General features: G+C 73.5%; 15 protein-coding genes and 1 riboswitch. Of the genes, 8 read left to right on the top strand and 7 right to left on the bottom strand.

Annotated elements, in window-relative coordinates; translation table 11 throughout:
• Positions 1-126 precede the first annotated feature (126 nt).
• Positions 127-1,083: a glucosyl-3-phosphoglycerate synthase gene (locus VE546_RS03305; protein ID WP_324917995.1), complete on the bottom strand. Its 957-nt coding sequence runs from the start codon at positions 1,081-1,083 to the stop codon at positions 127-129.
• A gap of 351 nt (positions 1,084-1,434) precedes the next feature.
• Positions 1,435-1,573: riboswitch (SAM riboswitch) on the top strand.
• Between the two features lie 18 nt (positions 1,574-1,591).
• On the opposite strand from VE546_RS03305, the gene thrC reads away from it, so the two are divergent.
• The 5 genes from thrC (at position 1,592) to VE546_RS03280 (ending at position 7,586) form a co-directional block, all read left to right on the top strand.
• Entirely contained in the window at positions 1,592-2,872 is a 1,281-nt protein-coding gene (gene thrC / locus VE546_RS03300; protein ID WP_324917992.1) for a threonine synthase, read from the top strand.
• On the top strand, positions 2,869-3,144 hold the full coding sequence (locus VE546_RS03295; protein WP_324917989.1) for a MoaD/ThiS family protein: 276 nt from the start codon (positions 2,869-2,871) through the stop codon (positions 3,142-3,144). The genes thrC and VE546_RS03295 overlap by 4 nt, the downstream gene beginning before the upstream one ends.
• A gap of 481 nt (positions 3,145-3,625) precedes the next feature.
• Positions 3,626-3,829 carry a cold-shock protein gene (locus VE546_RS03290; RefSeq protein ID WP_004986573.1) on the top strand — a complete coding sequence of 68 codons (204 nt, stop codon included), beginning with the start codon at positions 3,626-3,628 and terminating at the stop codon, positions 3,827-3,829.
• A 386-nt stretch (positions 3,830-4,215) separates the two neighbouring features.
• Complete coding sequence (gene groL / locus VE546_RS03285) at positions 4,216-5,844, top strand: chaperonin GroEL (RefSeq protein WP_324917985.1); 1,629 nt, start codon at positions 4,216-4,218, stop codon at positions 5,842-5,844.
• 251 nt (positions 5,845-6,095) lie between these two features.
• Complete coding sequence (locus VE546_RS03280; protein ID WP_324917982.1) at positions 6,096-7,586, top strand: alanine/glycine:cation symporter family protein; 1,491 nt, start codon at positions 6,096-6,098, stop codon at positions 7,584-7,586.
• A gap of 94 nt (positions 7,587-7,680) precedes the next feature.
• On the opposite strand, the gene murQ is transcribed toward VE546_RS03280, so the two are convergent.
• Both murQ and VE546_RS03270 read right to left on the bottom strand, forming a co-directional pair.
• Complete coding sequence (gene murQ, locus VE546_RS03275; protein WP_324917979.1) at positions 7,681-8,637, bottom strand: N-acetylmuramic acid 6-phosphate etherase; 957 nt, start codon at positions 8,635-8,637, stop codon at positions 7,681-7,683.
• Between the two features lie 117 nt (positions 8,638-8,754).
• Positions 8,755-9,702, bottom strand: a complete 948-nt coding sequence (locus VE546_RS03270) for a MurR/RpiR family transcriptional regulator (RefSeq protein WP_414720384.1) — start codon at positions 9,700-9,702, stop codon at positions 8,755-8,757.
• Positions 9,703-9,808: 106 nt separating this feature from the next.
• Here VE546_RS03270 and VE546_RS03265 point away from each other — a divergent pair, with 106 nt between their 5' ends.
• The gene (locus VE546_RS03265) at positions 9,809-10,189 is read left to right on the top strand and encodes a hypothetical protein (protein ID WP_324917976.1); all 381 of its coding nucleotides are present in this window, start codon (positions 9,809-9,811) and stop codon (positions 10,187-10,189) included.
• Between the two features lie 37 nt (positions 10,190-10,226).
• Positions 10,227-10,547 (top strand): DUF4031 domain-containing protein, encoded by a 321-nt coding sequence (locus VE546_RS03260; RefSeq protein ID WP_324917973.1) that lies wholly within the window; start codon positions 10,227-10,229, stop codon positions 10,545-10,547.
• Between the two features lie 3 nt (positions 10,548-10,550).
• Here the strand turns inward: VE546_RS03260 and VE546_RS03255 are convergent, their stop codons facing one another.
• The 4 genes from VE546_RS03255 to VE546_RS03240 form a co-directional block, all read right to left on the bottom strand.
• A complete protein-coding gene (locus tag VE546_RS03255; RefSeq protein WP_324917970.1) occupies positions 10,551-11,801 on the bottom strand; it encodes a PP2C family protein-serine/threonine phosphatase in 1,251 nt (416 codons plus the stop codon).
• The gene (locus VE546_RS03250) at positions 11,798-12,598 is read right to left on the bottom strand and encodes an alpha/beta hydrolase (RefSeq protein WP_324917967.1); all 801 of its coding nucleotides are present in this window, start codon (positions 12,596-12,598) and stop codon (positions 11,798-11,800) included. Before VE546_RS03250 ends, VE546_RS03255 begins: the two co-directional genes overlap by 4 nt.
• A 159-nt stretch (positions 12,599-12,757) precedes the next feature.
• On the bottom strand, positions 12,758-13,984 hold the full coding sequence (locus VE546_RS03245) for a Cmx/CmrA family chloramphenicol efflux MFS transporter (RefSeq protein ID WP_324917964.1): 1,227 nt from the start codon (positions 13,982-13,984) through the stop codon (positions 12,758-12,760).
• 139 nt (positions 13,985-14,123) lie between these two features.
• Positions 14,124-14,813: a hypothetical protein gene (locus tag VE546_RS03240; protein WP_324917961.1), complete on the bottom strand. Its 690-nt coding sequence runs from the start codon at positions 14,811-14,813 to the stop codon at positions 14,124-14,126.
• 57 nt (positions 14,814-14,870) lie between these two features.
• Here VE546_RS03240 and VE546_RS03235 point away from each other — a divergent pair, with 57 nt between their 5' ends.
• Complete coding sequence (locus VE546_RS03235; RefSeq protein ID WP_324917958.1) at positions 14,871-15,572, top strand: copper homeostasis protein CutC; 702 nt, start codon at positions 14,871-14,873, stop codon at positions 15,570-15,572.
• Positions 15,573-15,763: the final 191 nt, after the last annotated feature.

Below are 15,763 nucleotides of genomic sequence, written 5' to 3'. Positions count from 1 at the left end.
CGGTACGGGCCGGTGAGCACCCGCACGGCCCGGGTAGGCGCCCGCACGGCCCGGGACCGCCCCGGACAGCGCCGGGCGGCCCCGGTACGCACCGGTGCGCCCCCGGGCGCGGGGAGCGCGCGGGGATCAGGCCGCGTGGCGGTGGGCGTACTCCGGGACGGTGCACATCGGCGGGCGCTCCTCGGTGTCCACCGGATGGGTGCACGGACGGAAGCCGCCCTGGGGCGTGCGCTCGAACTGGATCAGCTCCGGGCGCACCAGCGGGCCGCGCGGCAGTCGCGCGTGCGCCGTGCGGTGGATCGCCGCGGCCATCCTGCCGAGCGCCAGCCCGTCCTGGTTGCGGTGCTTGCGCACGCCCACGTCGACCTGGCCGAGCGCGTCGAGCCCGACGGTGTGCAGCGCGTCCACCAGCAGGCCCAGCTCGACGCCGTAGCCGACGGGGAAGCGGAGCCGCTCCAGCAGGGAGCGCCGGGCCGCGTACTCGCCGCCCAGCGGCTGTACGAAGCCGGCGAGCTGCGGCCAGTACAGGTTGAGCAGGGGCCGCGCGACCAGCTCGGTGACCCGGCCGCCGCCGACCGGCTTGTCCCCGAGCGCGCGGTCGTACATCGCCTTGACCATCGCCAGGTCGGGCTCGGTCAGCAGCGGGCCGACGGTGCCCGACACGAAGGACGGGTCGAAGTCCCGCAGGTCCGCGTCCACGAAGCAGACGATCTCGCCGCTGGTGACCAGCAGCGACCGCCACAGCACCTCGCCCTTGCCCGGCAGCGCGGGCAGCCGGGGCAGTATCTCGTCACGGTGCACCACCTTCGCGCCCGCGGCCGCGGCGACCGCGGACGTCCGGTCGGTGGAGCCGGAATCCACCACCACCAGCTCGTCGACCAGGGGCATCGCCTCGGTCATCAGCTCGCGGCGGATCGTGGCGACGATCTCGCCGACCGTCGCCTCCTCGTTCAGCGCCGGAAGCACCACGCTCACACTGCCCGCCGGTCCCGCCGCCCGCTTCGCGGCCAGCAGCCGGGGCAGCGGGCGGTCGACAGCGCTCCAGGAGCGTCGCTCCAGCCAGTGGCCGACCTCATCCAGCACGTGCTCGTCTCCCTGTCCTCGGCGTCCCGGGTATCCCCCGGCGTCCCAGGCATTCTGGTGGGCCGGGATTTCCCCGGTGTTCTCGGCGTTGGTCGTGATCGGGCCGGGGGCCGGGCCGCGGCCGCTCGCCGCGGGCTTCCGACGTGATCTTCCCCGGGCTCCCGGGCCTTTCGTTCCCGGCACGGCGCGTGGGATGTGCGGATTCCGGTATGGGGTTCGTCTCGCGGTTCGGACGGCGGGCCTGCCCGCCGGTGGTGTCGGTTACAGTCTTGGGCAACGCGCGGGAGTTCCGCATCTTGGGGCCCCGGCGTGCACAAATGCCCCGGTCACGGTATTGGCCGGGTGCCACAGAGCTCATCCAGAGGGGCAGAGGGAACGGCCCGTTGAAGCCCCGGCAACCCTCCCGCCGGCACTCGTTCACACGTCCGAGGCCACGGTGGGGAAGGTGCCAATTCCGGCCCGGGCGAAAGACGCCCGGGGAAGATGAGGAGAAAGGGCCTCGCCGCACATGGCTGTGCAGACCGTTGCAGGCAGCACCGAAATCTCGCTCGGCCCCGCCGCCGCGCTCTCCTGTCGCGAGTGCGGGGAGCGCTTCCCGCTCGGACCGGTCTTCGCCTGTGAGATGTGCTTCGGACCGCTGGAGATCGCCTACGACCTGCCCGGGGACGACCCGGAGGGGCTGCGGCGGCGGATCGAGTCCGGGCCGGGCAACATCTGGCGCTACGCCCCGCTGCTGCCCGTGCCGGCCGACGTGGCGGACAAGCCCAACCTGAACCCGGGCTTCACCAAGCTGGTCAGGGCCGACCGCCTCGCCCGCGAACTGGGCGTCACCGGCGGGCTGTACGTCAAGGACGACTCCGGCAACCCGACGCACTCCTTCAAGGACCGGGTGGTGGCCATCGCCGTCGAGGCCGCCCGCGCCTTCGGCTTCACCACCCTCTCGTGCTCCTCCACCGGCAACCTCGCCGGCGCCGTGGGCGCCGCCGCGGCCCGCGCCGGCTTCCGGTCCTGCGTCTTCATCCCGCACGACCTGGAGCAGGGCAAGGTCGTGATGGCCGCGGTCTACGGCGGTGACCTGGTCGGCATCGAGGGCACCTACGACGACGTCAACCGCTTCTGCTCCGAACTGATCGGGGACCCGATCGGCGAGGGCTGGGGTTTCGTCAACGTCAACCTCCGCCCGTACTACGCGGAGGGCTCCAAGACCCTGGCGTACGAGATCTGCGAACAGCTCGGCTGGCGGCTGCCGGACCAGCTCGTCATCCCCATCGCCTCCGGCTCCCAGCTCACCAAGATCGACAAGGGGCTGCGCGAGCTGATCGCGCTGGGGCTGGTCGAGGAGAAGCCGTACAAGATCTTCGGTGCGCAGGCGGAGGGCTGCTCGCCGGTCTCGCGGGCCTTCAAGGAGGGCCACGACGTGGTGCGGCCGGTGCGGCCGGACACCATCGCCAAGTCGCTGGCCATCGGCAACCCGGCCGACGGCCCGTACGTGCTGGACATCGCCCGCCGCACCGGCGGCGCGGTGGAGGACGTGGACGACGGGCGGATCGTCGAGGCGATCAAGCTGCTGGCCCGCACCGAGGGCATCTTCGCGGAGACCGCGGGCGGCGTGACCGTGGGCGTCACCAAGAAGCTGATCGAGCAGGGCGTGCTCGACCCGTCCCTGACCACCGTCGTCCTCAACACCGGCGACGGTCTGAAGACCCTGGACGCGGTGGCGCCGACCACCGGACCGTCCGCGATCATCCGTCCGACCCTGGACTCCTTCCGAGAGGCTGGCCTGGCATGAGTGTCTCCGTCCGCATCCCGACCATCCTGCGCACGTACACCGGGGGCCAGGCGGAGGTGACGGCCGAGGGCACCACGCTGGCCGACGTCCTGGCCGACCTGGAGAAGAACCACCAGGGCATCTCCGCCCGGGTGCTGGACGACTCCGGCAAGCTGCGCCGCTTCGTGAACGTCTACGTCAACGACGACGACGTCCGCTTCGCCGAGGGGCTCCGGACGCCGACCCCGGACGGCGCGAGCGTCTCGATCATCCCGGCCGTCGCGGGCGGCTGACGCGGGCTCGCACGGAAGCACGCGCGGAGGCGTACGACGGCGGCCCCGCCCCCGGTCCGACCGGCCGGGGAGCGGGGCCGCCGTCATGCGCGCCCCCTGGGAGCGCCTGCGCCCGGACGATGAGCGGAATTGGTAATTCCGCCCCCCGGAGAGCGGTAGAGTGAGCGTGCCTCCCCCCGAATGCGCACTCAGCGCCCACAAGAACGCGACAACTTGCGCTCAAATTTGCTGCGGCAATTGTCGTGTTGGTCCGCTATGCCCGGCCCGAGTTGCCCTGCTTTCCTGCCGTTCATGTGTTTATCGGCGATCCGGCGTGACCGGAATTCTCGTCCGACAGACCTGTTGCGGAGGGCTGTCGCCCAGATACATTCAGCCGCGGTCGACGCGTTCCGGCGCACACCCCCTCTCGCCGGGGGGTGACATCTGACCCGGGTCCGCGGAGTGTGGACTCGTGCAAGGGCCAGCAATAGGGGAGTTAGGAATGGCTCAAGGCACCGTCAAGTGGTTCAACGCGGAGAAGGGGTACGGCTTCATCGCGGTCGACGGTGGTGCGGACGTGTTCGTCCACTACAGCGCGATCCAGATGGACGGCTACCGCACCCTTGAGGAAGGACAGCGGGTTGAGTTCGAGATCTCGCAGGGTCAGAAGGGTCCGCAGGCGGACATGGTCCGCGTGACGGCCTGACAGCGCCGGCCACTCGCACCACGAGCAGTAGTAGACGGCACAGAAGGGCCCGTGTCCCCCCGGGGGCACGGGCCCTTCGTCGTGCGCGGGGGCTCGTACGGCCCCGGCCTCCCGCCGGCCCGTGCGCCCGTCCCCGCGCCCGGTGCGGGGACGGGACGCGAACCCCCGGTGCGCTTGCACTCAGAGGGGTCGAGTGCTAATCATTGGCGTTAGCACTCTGCAGGTGAGAGTGACAACACAAGGACCGGTTCGGTGAGGTGCGCAAGCCCGGTGGAGCAAGGAACCCCGGGCTGGCGGGCCGTCCGTCGCGGGCGCCAGCGCGGTCCGGAGAAATCCAACCCGCCCCTGGCCTTCGGCATGGGGAACCCCAGGGAGGACCACTTCACATGGCCAAGATCATCGCGTTCGACGAGGAGGCGCGGCGCGGCCTCGAGCGCGGGATGAACCAGCTCGCCGACGCCGTCAAGGTCACGCTCGGCCCCAAGGGCCGCAACGTCGTCCTTGAGAAGAAGTGGGGCGCCCCCACGATCACCAACGATGGTGTCTCCATCGCCAAGGAGATCGAGCTCGAGGACCCGTACGAGAAGATCGGCGCCGAGCTGGTCAAGGAGGTCGCCAAGAAGACCGACGACGTCGCCGGTGACGGTACGACCACCGCGACCGTCCTGGCCCAGGCGCTGGTCCGCGAGGGTCTGCGCAACGTCGCCGCCGGCGCCAACCCGATGGCCCTCAAGCGCGGTATCGAGAAGGCCACCGAGGCCGTCTCCGCGGCCCTGCTGGAGCAGGCCAAGGAGGTCGAGACCAAGGAGCAGATCGCCTCGACCGCCTCCATCTCCGCCGCCGACACCCAGATCGGTGAGCTGATCGCCGAGGCGATGGACAAGGTCGGCAAGGAAGGCGTCATCACCGTCGAGGAGTCGCAGACCTTCGGTCTGGAGCTGGAGCTCACCGAGGGCATGCGCTTCGACAAGGGCTACATCTCCGCCTACTTCGCCACCGACATGGAGCGGATGGAGGCGGTCCTGGAGGACCCCTACATCCTGATCGCCAACCAGAAGATCTCCGCGGTCAAGGACCTGCTGCCGCTCCTGGAGAAGGTCATGCAGGCCGGCAAGCCGCTGCTGATCATCGCCGAGGACGTCGAGGGCGAGGCCCTGTCCACGCTGGTGGTCAACAAGATCCGCGGCACCTTCAAGTCCGTCGCCGTCAAGGCCCCGGGCTTCGGCGACCGCCGCAAGGCCATGCTCCAGGACATCGCCATCCTCACCGGCGGCCAGGTCATCTCCGAGGAGGTCGGCCTCAAGCTGGAGAACACCGGCCTGGAGCTGCTGGGCCGCGCCCGCAAGGTCGTCATCACCAAGGACGAGACCACCATCGTCGACGGTGCCGGTGACAGCGAGCAGGTCAACGGCCGGGTCAACCAGATCCGCGCCGAGATCGAGGCCTCCGACTCCGACTACGACCGCGAGAAGCTCCAGGAGCGCCTGGCGAAGCTGGCCGGCGGCGTGGCCGTCATCAAGGCCGGTGCCGCCACCGAGGTGGAGCTGAAGGAGCGCAAGCACCGCATCGAGGACGCCGTCCGCAACGCGAAGGCCGCCGTCGAGGAGGGCATCGTCGCCGGTGGTGGCGTGGCCCTGCTGCAGGCGTCCAACGTCTTCGAGAAGCTGGAGCTGGAGGGCGACGAGGCCACCGGTGCCGCCGCCGTCAAGGCCGCCCTGGAGGCCCCGCTCAAGCAGATCGCGGTCAACGCCGGCCTGGAGGGCGGCGTCATCGTGGAGAAGGTGCGCAACCTGACCCCGGGCCACGGTCTGAACGCCGCGACCGGTGAGTACGTGGACATGATCGCCGAGGGCATCATCGACCCGGCCAAGGTCACCCGCTCCGCGCTGCAGAACGCCGCCTCCATCGCGGCGCTGTTCCTCACCACCGAGGCCGTCATCGCCGACAAGCCGGAGAAGGCCGCGGCCGGTGCCGGCGACGCCGCCGGCGGCATGGGCGGTGGCATGGACTTCTGATCCGCCCAGCGGATCGGACGTCCCGCCGCGCGTACCGGCAGCGGTACGCGACCGGACCACGAGGGCGGCACTCCCGTACGGGGGTGCCGCCCTCCGCGTGTGTCCGCAATGTGAGATTTCGCACCGGGCAAACCGTGTTCAGGGGTGTTCACCAGCGGTTAGCCTCCCGGATGCGTTGGCGGAAGACCCGCTTCCGTGGCCTGTTCCGCAGAGCCGAGCCCCCACCCGACTCCCCTGGACGACACACTTCCATGAGCACGCTCGACACCGTGATCGTCGAGATCAACGATCACTTCTGGTCCTATCTGCTGATCCCCCTGGTGGCCGTGGCGGGCCTCTACTTCACCCTCCGCTCACGGGCCCTGCAGGTCCGGCTCCTGCCGGAGATGCTCCGGGTCGTCGGGGAACGGCCCCGGCCCGGGGCCGACGGCACCAAGCCCGTCTCCGCCTTCGGCGCGTTCAGCATCTCCGCCGCCGCCCGGATCGGCACCGGCAACATCGCCGGTGTCGCCAGCGCCATCACCGTCGGCGGCCCGGGCGCGGTCTTCTGGATGTGGGTCATGGCGATCGTCGGCGGCGCCTCCGCGTTCGTGGAGGCCACGCTCGCCCAGCTCTACAAGGTGCGCGACCGCAGCGGGGACGGCAAGGGCACCTACCGCGGCGGCCCCGCCTACTACATGCAGCGCGGCCTGGGCAAGCGCTGGGTCGGCGTGCTCTTCGCCGTGGTCATCACCGTGACCTTCGGGCTCGTCTTCACGGCCGTCCAGTCCAACACCATCGCCTCGGTGACCGCCGGCTCCCTCGGCACCGGCGGCGACGACGGCCCCGCCTGGTTCGCCCCGGCCGTCGGCGTGGTGCTCGCCGTGCTGCTCGGGCTCTCCGTCTTCGGCGGGGTCCGGCGGATCGCCTCGGTCACCCAGGTGCTCGTCCCGGTGATGGCCCTCATCTACCTGGTGCTCGCCCTGGTCGTCGTCGCCCTCAACGCCACCGAGCTCCCGCGGGTGTTCGCCGACATCGTCGGCGGCGCCTTCGGCCTGCGCGAGGTCGTGGGCGGCGGCATCGGCGTGGCGATCCAGCAGGGCGTGCGCCGCGGCATGTTCTCCAACGAGGCCGGCCTCGGCTCCGCGCCGAACGCCGCCGCCGCGGCCGAGACCTCCCACCCGGTCAAGCAGGGCCTGGTGCAGGCCCTGGGCGTCTTCTTCGACACCCTGGTGGTCTGCTCGGCGACCGCCTTCCTCGTCCTGTCCGCCGACCCGGACCTCTCCGGCCGCCAGGGCGCCGACCTCACCCAGTCCGCCCTCCAGGACACCCTGGGCGCCTGGGCGGGCCACCTGCTGACGCTGGTGGTCTTCCTGGTGGCCTTCACCTCGATGATCGGCAACTACTACTACGGCGAGTCCAACATCGAGTTCATCACCCACAGCCGCCCGGTCATGACCGGCTACCGCGCGCTGGTCCTCGTCGCCACCTTCCTCGGCGCGCTGGGCTCGGTGAGCGTGGTGTGGAACCTCGCCGACGTCACCATGGGCGTCATGGCCCTGGTCAACCTGCTGTCCATCCTGCCGCTGTCGGTGATCGCCTTCCGGCTGCTGGACGACTACCAGGAGCAGCGCCGCGCCGGTCTGGACCCGGTCTTCACCCGCGACCGCCTGCCGGACCTGACGGGGGTGGAGTGCTGGGAGCCCGCGCCCTCCGGCGCGCCCGGGCGCGCCGGGGAGCCGGCGGACGCGGAGGCCCGCTGACCCGGCGGCGGGCGGTCCGCGACCGGACCACGGGGGCGGCACTCCGTACGGGGTGCCGCCCCCGGGCGTTCGCGGGGGAGTGCGCCGGGGGCGGTCAGCCCCGCACCGCCTCCAGGGCCGCGCGCAGATGGCCGCCCGACTCCTCCAGCAGGCGCGCGGCGGTGGGGCCGTCCACCTCGCCCAGGATGGTGAGGATGGCGTTCTTGACCTCGCCGTCGGTGGCGGCGAGCGCCGACTCGATCAGCTCGTCGCCGGCGCCCGTGGCCAGCGAGACGATGCGGCGCGAGCGGGCCCGCAGCTTCTCGTTCGAGGCGCGCACGTCGACCATCAGGTTCCCGTACGTCTTGCCCAGCCGGATCATGGTGATGGTCGAGATCATGTTGAGGACCAGCTTCTGGGCCGTGCCCGCCTTGAGCCGGGAGGAGCCGGTCAGCAGCTCCGGGCCGACGACGACCTCGATGCCGTGCTCGGCCGCCGCCGCCAGCGGCGACCCGGCGTTGCAGGACAGCCCGACCGTCAGCGCCCCCAGCCGCCGCGCGTGCTCCACCGCGCTGACGGTGTACGGGGTGCGCCCGGAGGCCGAGACGCCGACCACCACGTCATCCGGTCCCAGCCCCAGCCCGTCCAGGTCGGCGGCGGCCAGGTCACCGCGGTCCTCGGCGCCCTCGACCGCCCGCACCAGCGCGGTCGGGCCGCCCGCGATCACCCCGATCACCTGGGAGGGGTCGGTGTTGAAGGTGGGCGGGCACTCGCTCGCGTCCAGCACCCCCAGCCGTCCGGCCGTCCCCGCCCCCGCGTAGACCAGCCGCCCGCCGCGCGCCATCCGCGCGGCGGTGGCGTCGATGGCGGCGGCGATGCGCGGGAGCTGCGCGGCGACGGCGGTGGGGACGGTGGCGTCCTCCCCGTTCATGATCCTGGCGATCTCCAGGGTGGGCAGCCGGTCGATCTCGGCCAGGTCGCTGCGGAACGCCTCGGTGGTGAGCGTCTCCAGTTCGGCGCGCAGCCGGCTGTACGGGGGGCGCGCGGCGTCGTCGGCGGTCGGAGAGGTCATGGGGGTGCGGCTCTTTCCGTCGTGTCCGTGGTGCTGCCCGTGGAGCCGGGCCGGCCTCCCGTACCGGCATCCGGGCAGCGGGTGGGGGGTGGGTGATGGGCGGTGCGGCGCGCCGGGTCAGCGCTGCCGGGGGGAGTGGCGGTGGGCCAGCGCCTCGTAGGAGGCCGACAGGGCGGGAGCGGCGGTCTCGTAGGTGCGCTGCGCCACGCCGATGAACAGGCAGTCCACGACCAGGAGCTGACTGGTCCGGCTGGACATGGCCGCCGGGCGCAGCTCGCTCTCGCGCGCCGTGGAGGTGGTCAGGACGTGGTCGGCGTACTGGGCTATCTCCCCGTCCGGGCGGCCGGTGATCGCCACGGTGGTGGCGCCGTGGTCGAAGGCGACGCGCAGCGGTTCGATCACGTCCACCGTACGGCCGGAGTGCGTGATCGCCAGGGCGACGTCGCCGGAGCGGAGCTGGACGGCGGTGGTGACCGCCAGGTGCGGGTCGGCGTGGGCGTGGGCGACCAGCCCGATGCGCAGCAGCTTCTGCACCAGGTCCTGGGCGACCAGGGCGGAGGCGCCGACGCCGTACACGTCGATCCGGCGGGCCCCGGCCAGCGCGTTCACGACCGCCTCGACCTGGGCCGGGTCGAGTCCGGCGGCGGTGTCGGCGAGGGTCTGCCGCTCGTCGTGGGCGAGCTTGGCGATGACGTCCTCGATGGGGTCGTCCACGGCGATGTCGGCGGTGACCGAGGGCGCGGCGCCGGACGCCTGCTGCGCGGCGAGCCCGGCGAGCGCCAGCCGCAGGTCCCGGTAGCCGGGGTAGCCCAGGAGGCGTGAGGTCCGTACGACGGTGGCCTCGCTGGTGCCGGTGCGCTCGGCGAGACCGGTGACGGTGAGCTGCGCGCACCCGGCCGGGTCGCCGGCGACGGCCTCGGCGACGCGCTGCATGGAGCGGGTCATCGAAGGAGCCATGGTGCGCACCTTGGCGGCGAGGGCGGCGGGCCCGGGCGGGCCGGGGCGGCGGTCCGGCGCGGTGTCGCGGACCGGGGTGGCGAAACTTTCCTTCACGCTTCTGTTCACGGGTGGAAGGTATTTTCACAGCGGGAGGGCGTCAAGACCTCCCGCACCGGCGGCGGGTCCGCCGCCGGCGGCCTTCCGCCCCGGCGTCTGTTCCAATGGAAGGGTTATGACAGACCAGCAGCCCTCCCCTCCCGCCCTCGAACGGACCCTCCACACGGCCCGGGCGCTCGTCCTCGCCGACCTCACCGCCTGCGGCATCGCCGGGGCCGAGGTCGTCTCCCTGGTCGAGGACGCGGTCTCCCACCGCCGGTGGTGGGTCGAGCAGTGGCCGGACGGCGCCTCCTTCGTCGCGGGCCTGATCGCCCAGGACGTCCAGGACGCGCTGCTGGACCGCCACGGCCGCTGGCCGCAGTGCCCGGTGTGCCGGGACGCCGAGCAGCACGCCCTCGACGTCGAACCGGAGCTGGGCCCGGACCCGCACTGGGTGTGCGGCCGGACGGCGACGGCGGTGGCGCCGGTCGGCGGGCTGGGGCAGGCCGCCGCGTGATCCGTCGTGCCCCCCGCGATCCCGCCGTGATCCCGTCATGACCGTCTACATCGACCCGCCCGTCTGGCCCGGCCACGGCACGCTCTGGTCGCACCTGGTCAGCGACGTCTCGTACGCGGAGCTGCACGCCTTCGCCGCCGCCCTCGGCTGCCCGCCGCGCGCCTTCGACCGCGACCACTACGACGTGCCCCTGGCCCGCTACGAGCGGGCGGTGCGGCTGGGCGCGGTGGAGGTGGGCAGCAAGGAGCTGCTGCGCCGGCTGACGGAGGCGGGGCTGCGGCGCCGCAAGCCGCCGGGGCGCGGGGCCGGGGCCGGGGCGAGGACCCTCCCGCCCTCCCGGCCTGACGTCCCGTCCTGACCGTCAGGCCGCCGGGACGCCCAGGGCGAGGACGGCGGTGTCGTCGTCCAGCCCCTCGCCGAAGCCGTCCAGCAGCCCGGTGACCGCGGCGACGGCGTCGGACGCCCCGGCCGGGGCCAGCTCCCCGGCGAAGGCCAGCAGGGCCTCCTCCCCGTAGCGCCCGCCGGAGTCGTCGGTGCGGGCCTCGGTCAGCCCGTCGGTGTACAGCAGCAGGGTGTCGCCGGGGGCCAGGCGCACGGTGGTGACGGCGAAGCGGGCGTCGGGCAGCAGGCCGACGAGCTGGCCGCCGGGGGTGGGCCGGTACTCGGCGGTGCCGTCGGCGCGCAGCAGCAGGGCGGGCGGGTGGCCGCCGGCGGCGAGGGTGAGCGAGCAGCCGTGCTCGCCGGGGGTGAGCAGGCCGAAGACGACGGTGCAGAAGCGCGGGTCGTCGCCCTGGTTCTCGTGGGTGAGGACGGTGTTGAGGTTGGCCAGCACCGCCGGCGGGTCGGGGTCGTAGACGCTCGCGGCACGCAGGGTGTAGCGGGTCAGGGAGGTCAGGGCCGCCGCGCCCGCGCCCTTGCCGGAGACGTCGCCGAGGAAGACCCCCCACCGGCCGCCGGCGAGCGGGAACAGGTCGTAGAAGTCGCCGCCGACCTCGTCGGTGGAGGCGGTGTGGTAGTGCGAGGCGACCTCGGCGCCCGGCACCTCGGGCAGGCGCGGGGGCAGCAGGCTGCGCTGGAGGGTGGTGGCCAGGCGCTGGACGCGTTCGCGTTCGCGCTCGGCCTCCCGGCGCGCCCGCAGCAGCTCGCGCTCGTAGGAGCGGCGGTCGCGGGCGTCGAAGACGGTGGTGCGGATCAGCAGGGGGCGACCGTCGGGCGCGGTCTTGACGGTGGAGTTGACCAGGACCGGCAGCCGTCTGCCGTCGGCGGTCCGCAGTTCCAGGGCGATCCCGCCGATGTGGCCCTGGAGGCGCAGCAGCGGGGCGAAGTGGGTCTCGTGGTAGAGCCGGCCGCCGACGGTGAGCAGGTCGGAGAAGGTGCGGCGGCCCACCAGCTCCCCGCGGGCGTGGCCGAGCCAGGTCAGCAGCGTGGCGTTGGCCTTGACGATCGTCCCGTCCAGGAGGGTGGACAGGTAGCCGCACGGCGCGTTCTCGTACAGGTCCTCGGCGCTGTCCTCCAGCAGCTCGGAGAAGGCCGCGCCGTACTCGCCGCCGTACTCGCCGCCGCCGTTCCTGCCGCCTCCGGGGCCCGGGGAGGGCCCCGCCCGGGCGGTCACCGGGCCCTCGCGAAGGAGCCGATCGCCTCGGCCGTGGCCTCGGGGGCGCTGAGCTGCGGGCAGTGCCCGGTGGCGTCCAGGGTGACCAGGGTCGAGCCGGGAATCCGGTCGCGGACGAACTCGCCCACCTCCGGCGGGGCGATGGCGTCCGGCACGCACCGGACCACCAGCGTCGGCACGCTCACCCCGGCCAGGTCCGCCCGGTTGTCGGACAGGAAGGTGGTGCGGGCGAAGACGCGCGCCATCTCCGGGTCGGTGCGGCAGAAGCTGTTGGTCAGCTCCTCGTCCAGGTCGGGCCGGCCCGGAACCCCCATGATCACCGGGGCCATCGCCGCCGACCAGCCCAGGTAGTTGCTGTCCAGCGACTCCAGCAGTTCGTCGATGTCCTGCCGGCTGAACCCGCCCCGGTAGTCGCCCTCGTCGATGTAGCAGGGCGAGGGGACGAGCAGGACCAGCCCGGCGAACCGCTCCGGCTCCCGTACCGCCGCCAGCACGCCGATCATGGCGCTGACGGAGTGCCCCACGAACGTCACGTCCCGCAGGTCCAGGTCCCGGCAGATCTCCAGCACGTCCTCCGCGTACCCCTCCAGCGAGGAGTAGCGCTCGGCGTTCCAGGCGGCCGGGTCCGAGCGGCCGGAGCCCACGTGGTCGAAGAGCACCACCCGGAACTCCCCGGTCAGGGCGGGCACGACCAGGCGCCACAGGTTCTGGTCGCAGCCGAAGCCGTGCGCGAGCACCACCACCGGCCCGTCCTCGCGGCCGGTGATCGTGATGTTGTGCCTGCTGCGTACGTCCATCTCGTACGTCCTCCCGTCGGGCCGGCCGGTCCGGGCCACGGGGGCGCGGACCACGAGCGGCCTGCGGAGCCACTGGCCACCGAGGGTAACGCCATGCCCAGGGGAACACCCCTCGGTGACCTCGGCGAGGGGCCGCCGGGGACCGTCCGGCCCGGCGGGTCAGCCGGTCGGCTCCGCGGCCTCCGCCGGGGCGTCCGCCCCGGCGGGCGAGGCGGCCACCACGCGGGAGGCGGCCGTACGCCGGTGCCACCGGGCGGCGACGGCCGTGGCGCCGAGGGCGGCGGCGGCCAGCAGCGCGCTGACCCAGGCGACGGCCGGATAGCCCCGGCCCGCACTGATCACCAGGCCGCCCACCCAGGGGCCGAGCGTGTTGCCGATGTTGAACGCCGAGGTGGTCGTCGCGCCCGCCAGGGTGGGGGCGGCGCCCGCCACGTCGAACATCCGGGCGTTGAGGGCCGGGGCGGTGAAGAAGGCCGTCACCCCGAGCGTCAGCGCCAGTCCGACGGCCGCCGCCGGCAGGTGCGCGGTGACCGCCAGCAGCGCCAGGACCGCGGTGGTGGCGGCCAGGCCGGCGTACACCGTCCCGAACAGGTGCGCGTCGGCGACCCGGCCGCCGACCGACGTGCCGATCAGCGCGCCGACCCCGAACAGCGCCAGGACGGTGGGCACCCAGTCCTCGGCCAGGCCCGCGGTCTCGGTGAGCAGCGGCGAGAGGTAGGAGAAGAGGCAGAAGGTGGCGGCGGCGCTGAGCGCGGTGACGACCAGCGCCAGCCACACCTGGCCGTCCCGGTAGATCCGCAGCTCCCGGCGGAGCAGGGGGCGGTCGGCGCCGGTGGGCGGCGCGGTCCGGGGCACCAGCGCGACCACGCCGGCCAGGCCGACCGCCGACAGGGCGGCCACCGCCCAGAACGCCGACCGCCAGCCCGCGTGCTGTCCCAGGAGCGCCCCGGCCGGCACGCCCACGACGTTGGCGATGCTCAGCCCGCCGATCATCGTGGCCATCGCCCGCGCCTTGGCGCCCGGCGGCACCAGCGACACGGCCACCGCGGCGCCCACCGCCCAGAACCCGGCGCACGCGAGCGCGCTCACCACCCGCGAGGCGAACAGCACCCCGTACGACGGCGCCACCGCTCCCGCCACCTGCCCGAGCCCGAAGACGGCCAGCAGCGCGATGAGCGTGGTCCGCCGGGGCAGCCGCAGCGTCGCCCCGGCCAGCACCGGCGCCCCGACCACCATCCCGATGGCGAAGGCGGACACCAGCAGCCCGGCCTGCGGAATGCTCACGTCCATGTCGCGGGCGAGCGGCTGGAGCAGCCCGGAGATCATGAACTCCGACGTGCCCAGGGCGAAGACGGACAGCCCGAGGACGTAGACGGCCAGGGGCATGCGGGCGCGTTCCGCACGGCGTGGGGCATCGGGGCGCGTGGTGTCAGGTCGTGGCATGTACGGGGCCAACATCGCCGGCGGCTCCGTCATTCCTCGCCCGTTCCTCGTCGCCGCCGACGGCCCGTCGGGCCGCGACCCGTCAGGCCGTGAGCAGTTCCAGCTCCGTGGTCATGTTGCGGCGTGCGGTGCGCTCCCAGTGGGCCCGGCCGTAGGGGGTGCGGAACAGGCTCGGCAGGGCGAGGAGGTGGCGCAGGACGTCGGCGCGGCCGGTGCGGAAGGCGTGGTCGGGGAGGAAGGAGTACTCCTCGCGGACGGCGGCGGCATAGGCCGCGTACTCCTGCGGCGCTCCCGCCAGGACCGCCAGGTCGGCGTCGCACAGCACCTCGCCGCTGGTGTCGCCGGGGGCCGGGTCGTGGGTGGCGGTGAGGCGGACCAGCCGGGCGACCTCGGCGGCGCGGTCGGGGGGAAGGCCCGCCTCGGGGAGGGCGCGTTCGGCCAGGCGCGCGCTGCGCTCCTCGTTGGTGGAGCGCTCCGGGAGGTGGACCGCGTCGTGGAACCAGGCCGCCAGCAGGACGGTGGCGACCGCCTCCGGCCCCTCGCAGTGCGCGGAGAGCAGCCCGATCCGGTCCAGGACGGCGACCAGGTGGTCGGTGGTGTGGTAGCGGCGGTGGGGCTCGGCCCAGCGGGCGAGGAGGTCGTCGGCGTAGGCGTACGGGGAGGGGGTGCCGGGCGGGAGGTCCTCCTCCGGGCGGCGGACGGCCAGGAGGGCGCGGGTCCAGCGCTCGCGCAAGTCCTGGTGGGCCGGATGGTGGTTCTGCGGCGTGGCCATGGGGCAATTGTGTGCCGCGCCTTCCCACGGCGTACGGCGGTGTGGCAGGCTCCGTACATGTCTAGACCAATTCTCGAGGTGATCGCCCTCGACGCTCAGGACGCGGCAGCGGCTCAGGCCGGCGGGGCGGACCGCCTCGAACTGGTCAGCGACATGGCCGCCAGCGGACTCACCCCCGCCCGGGAGACCTTCGCCGCCGTGCGCGCCGCCGTGGACCTCCCCGTACGGGTGATGCTGCGGGCGGCGGACACCTTCTCGGCGGGCGGCCCCGAGGTGCTGGACGCGCTGTGCGACCAGGCCCGGCTGCTGCGCGCCGAGGGCGCCGAGGAGTTCGTGTTCGGCTTCCTCGACGAGACCGGAGGCCCCGACCTGGCCGCGATCGGCGCGCTCCTCGACGTCCTCCCGGGCTGCCGCTGGACCTTCCACCGGGCCATCGACCGCGCCGCCGACCGCGAGGGCCTGCGCAAACGGCTCGACGGGCTGCCGGGTCTGGACACCTACCTCACCGCCGGCTCGGCGGACGGCGTGACGGCGGGCCTGGAGGTCCTGTACGCCGAGGCGGCCCGTACGGAGGCCCGGGAGCCCGGCTACCTGCCGCGCCTGATGGTCGGGGGCGGCCTGGTCCTGGAGCACGTGCCCCGGCTGCGCGGGGCGGGCGTCACCGCCTTCCACATCGGCGGGGCCGCCCGCATCGCCGGCTGGGACACCCCGGTCTCCTCGGGCGCGGTGCGCGTCTGGCGCGCCCTGCTGGACGCCTGACCGGCCGCGCCCGACTCCGCCGCCTCCCGGTCGGCACCCCGCTGACCTGCGGATTCTGTCGGAAGGCCGGTCCGTTCGGGACCGGCCCCGCGGTCCGGCGGCGGCCGGGCGCGCCGACCGCCGGACCGGATCGCGCCGCACCACCTCTTGACGGGCGGGTGAGGGCTGCCCAATGATGCGCGGAAACGTTT

The sequence above is a fragment of the Streptomyces sp. genome (genome assembly GCF_035644915.1).
Lineage (GTDB): Bacteria > Actinomycetota > Actinomycetes > Streptomycetales > Streptomycetaceae > Streptomyces.
The sequence above is the reverse complement of the archived record's forward strand: the minus strand, read 5'-3'. Positions and strand labels throughout refer to the sequence as shown.

Bases quoted from the DNA above. Each gene is read 5' to 3' on its own strand.
- groL (WP_324917985.1), top strand. From the start codon at position 4,216: ATGGCCAAGATCATCGCGTTCGACGAGGAGGCGCGGCGCGGCCTCGAG.
- VE546_RS03290 (WP_004986573.1), top strand. From the start codon at position 3,626: ATGGCTCAAGGCACCGTCAAGTGGTTCAACGCGGAGAAGGGGTACGGC.
- VE546_RS03250 (WP_324917967.1), bottom strand. From the start codon at position 12,598: ATGGACGTACGCAGCAGGCACAACATCACGATCACCGGCCGCGAGGAC.
- thrC (WP_324917992.1), top strand. From the start codon at position 1,592: ATGGCTGTGCAGACCGTTGCAGGCAGCACCGAAATCTCGCTCGGCCCC.
- murQ (WP_324917979.1), bottom strand. From the start codon at position 8,637: ATGACCTCTCCGACCGCCGACGACGCCGCGCGCCCCCCGTACAGCCGG.
- VE546_RS03240 (WP_324917961.1), bottom strand. From the start codon at position 14,813: ATGGCCACGCCGCAGAACCACCATCCGGCCCACCAGGACTTGCGCGAG.
- VE546_RS03235 (WP_324917958.1), top strand. From the start codon at position 14,871: ATGTCTAGACCAATTCTCGAGGTGATCGCCCTCGACGCTCAGGACGCG.
- VE546_RS03245 (WP_324917964.1), bottom strand. From the start codon at position 13,984: ATGCCCCTGGCCGTCTACGTCCTCGGGCTGTCCGTCTTCGCCCTGGGC.
- VE546_RS03280 (WP_324917982.1), top strand. From the start codon at position 6,096: ATGAGCACGCTCGACACCGTGATCGTCGAGATCAACGATCACTTCTGG.
- VE546_RS03265 (WP_324917976.1), top strand. From the start codon at position 9,809: ATGACAGACCAGCAGCCCTCCCCTCCCGCCCTCGAACGGACCCTCCAC.
- VE546_RS03260 (WP_324917973.1), top strand. From the start codon at position 10,227: ATGACCGTCTACATCGACCCGCCCGTCTGGCCCGGCCACGGCACGCTC.
- VE546_RS03295 (WP_324917989.1), top strand. From the start codon at position 2,869: ATGAGTGTCTCCGTCCGCATCCCGACCATCCTGCGCACGTACACCGGG.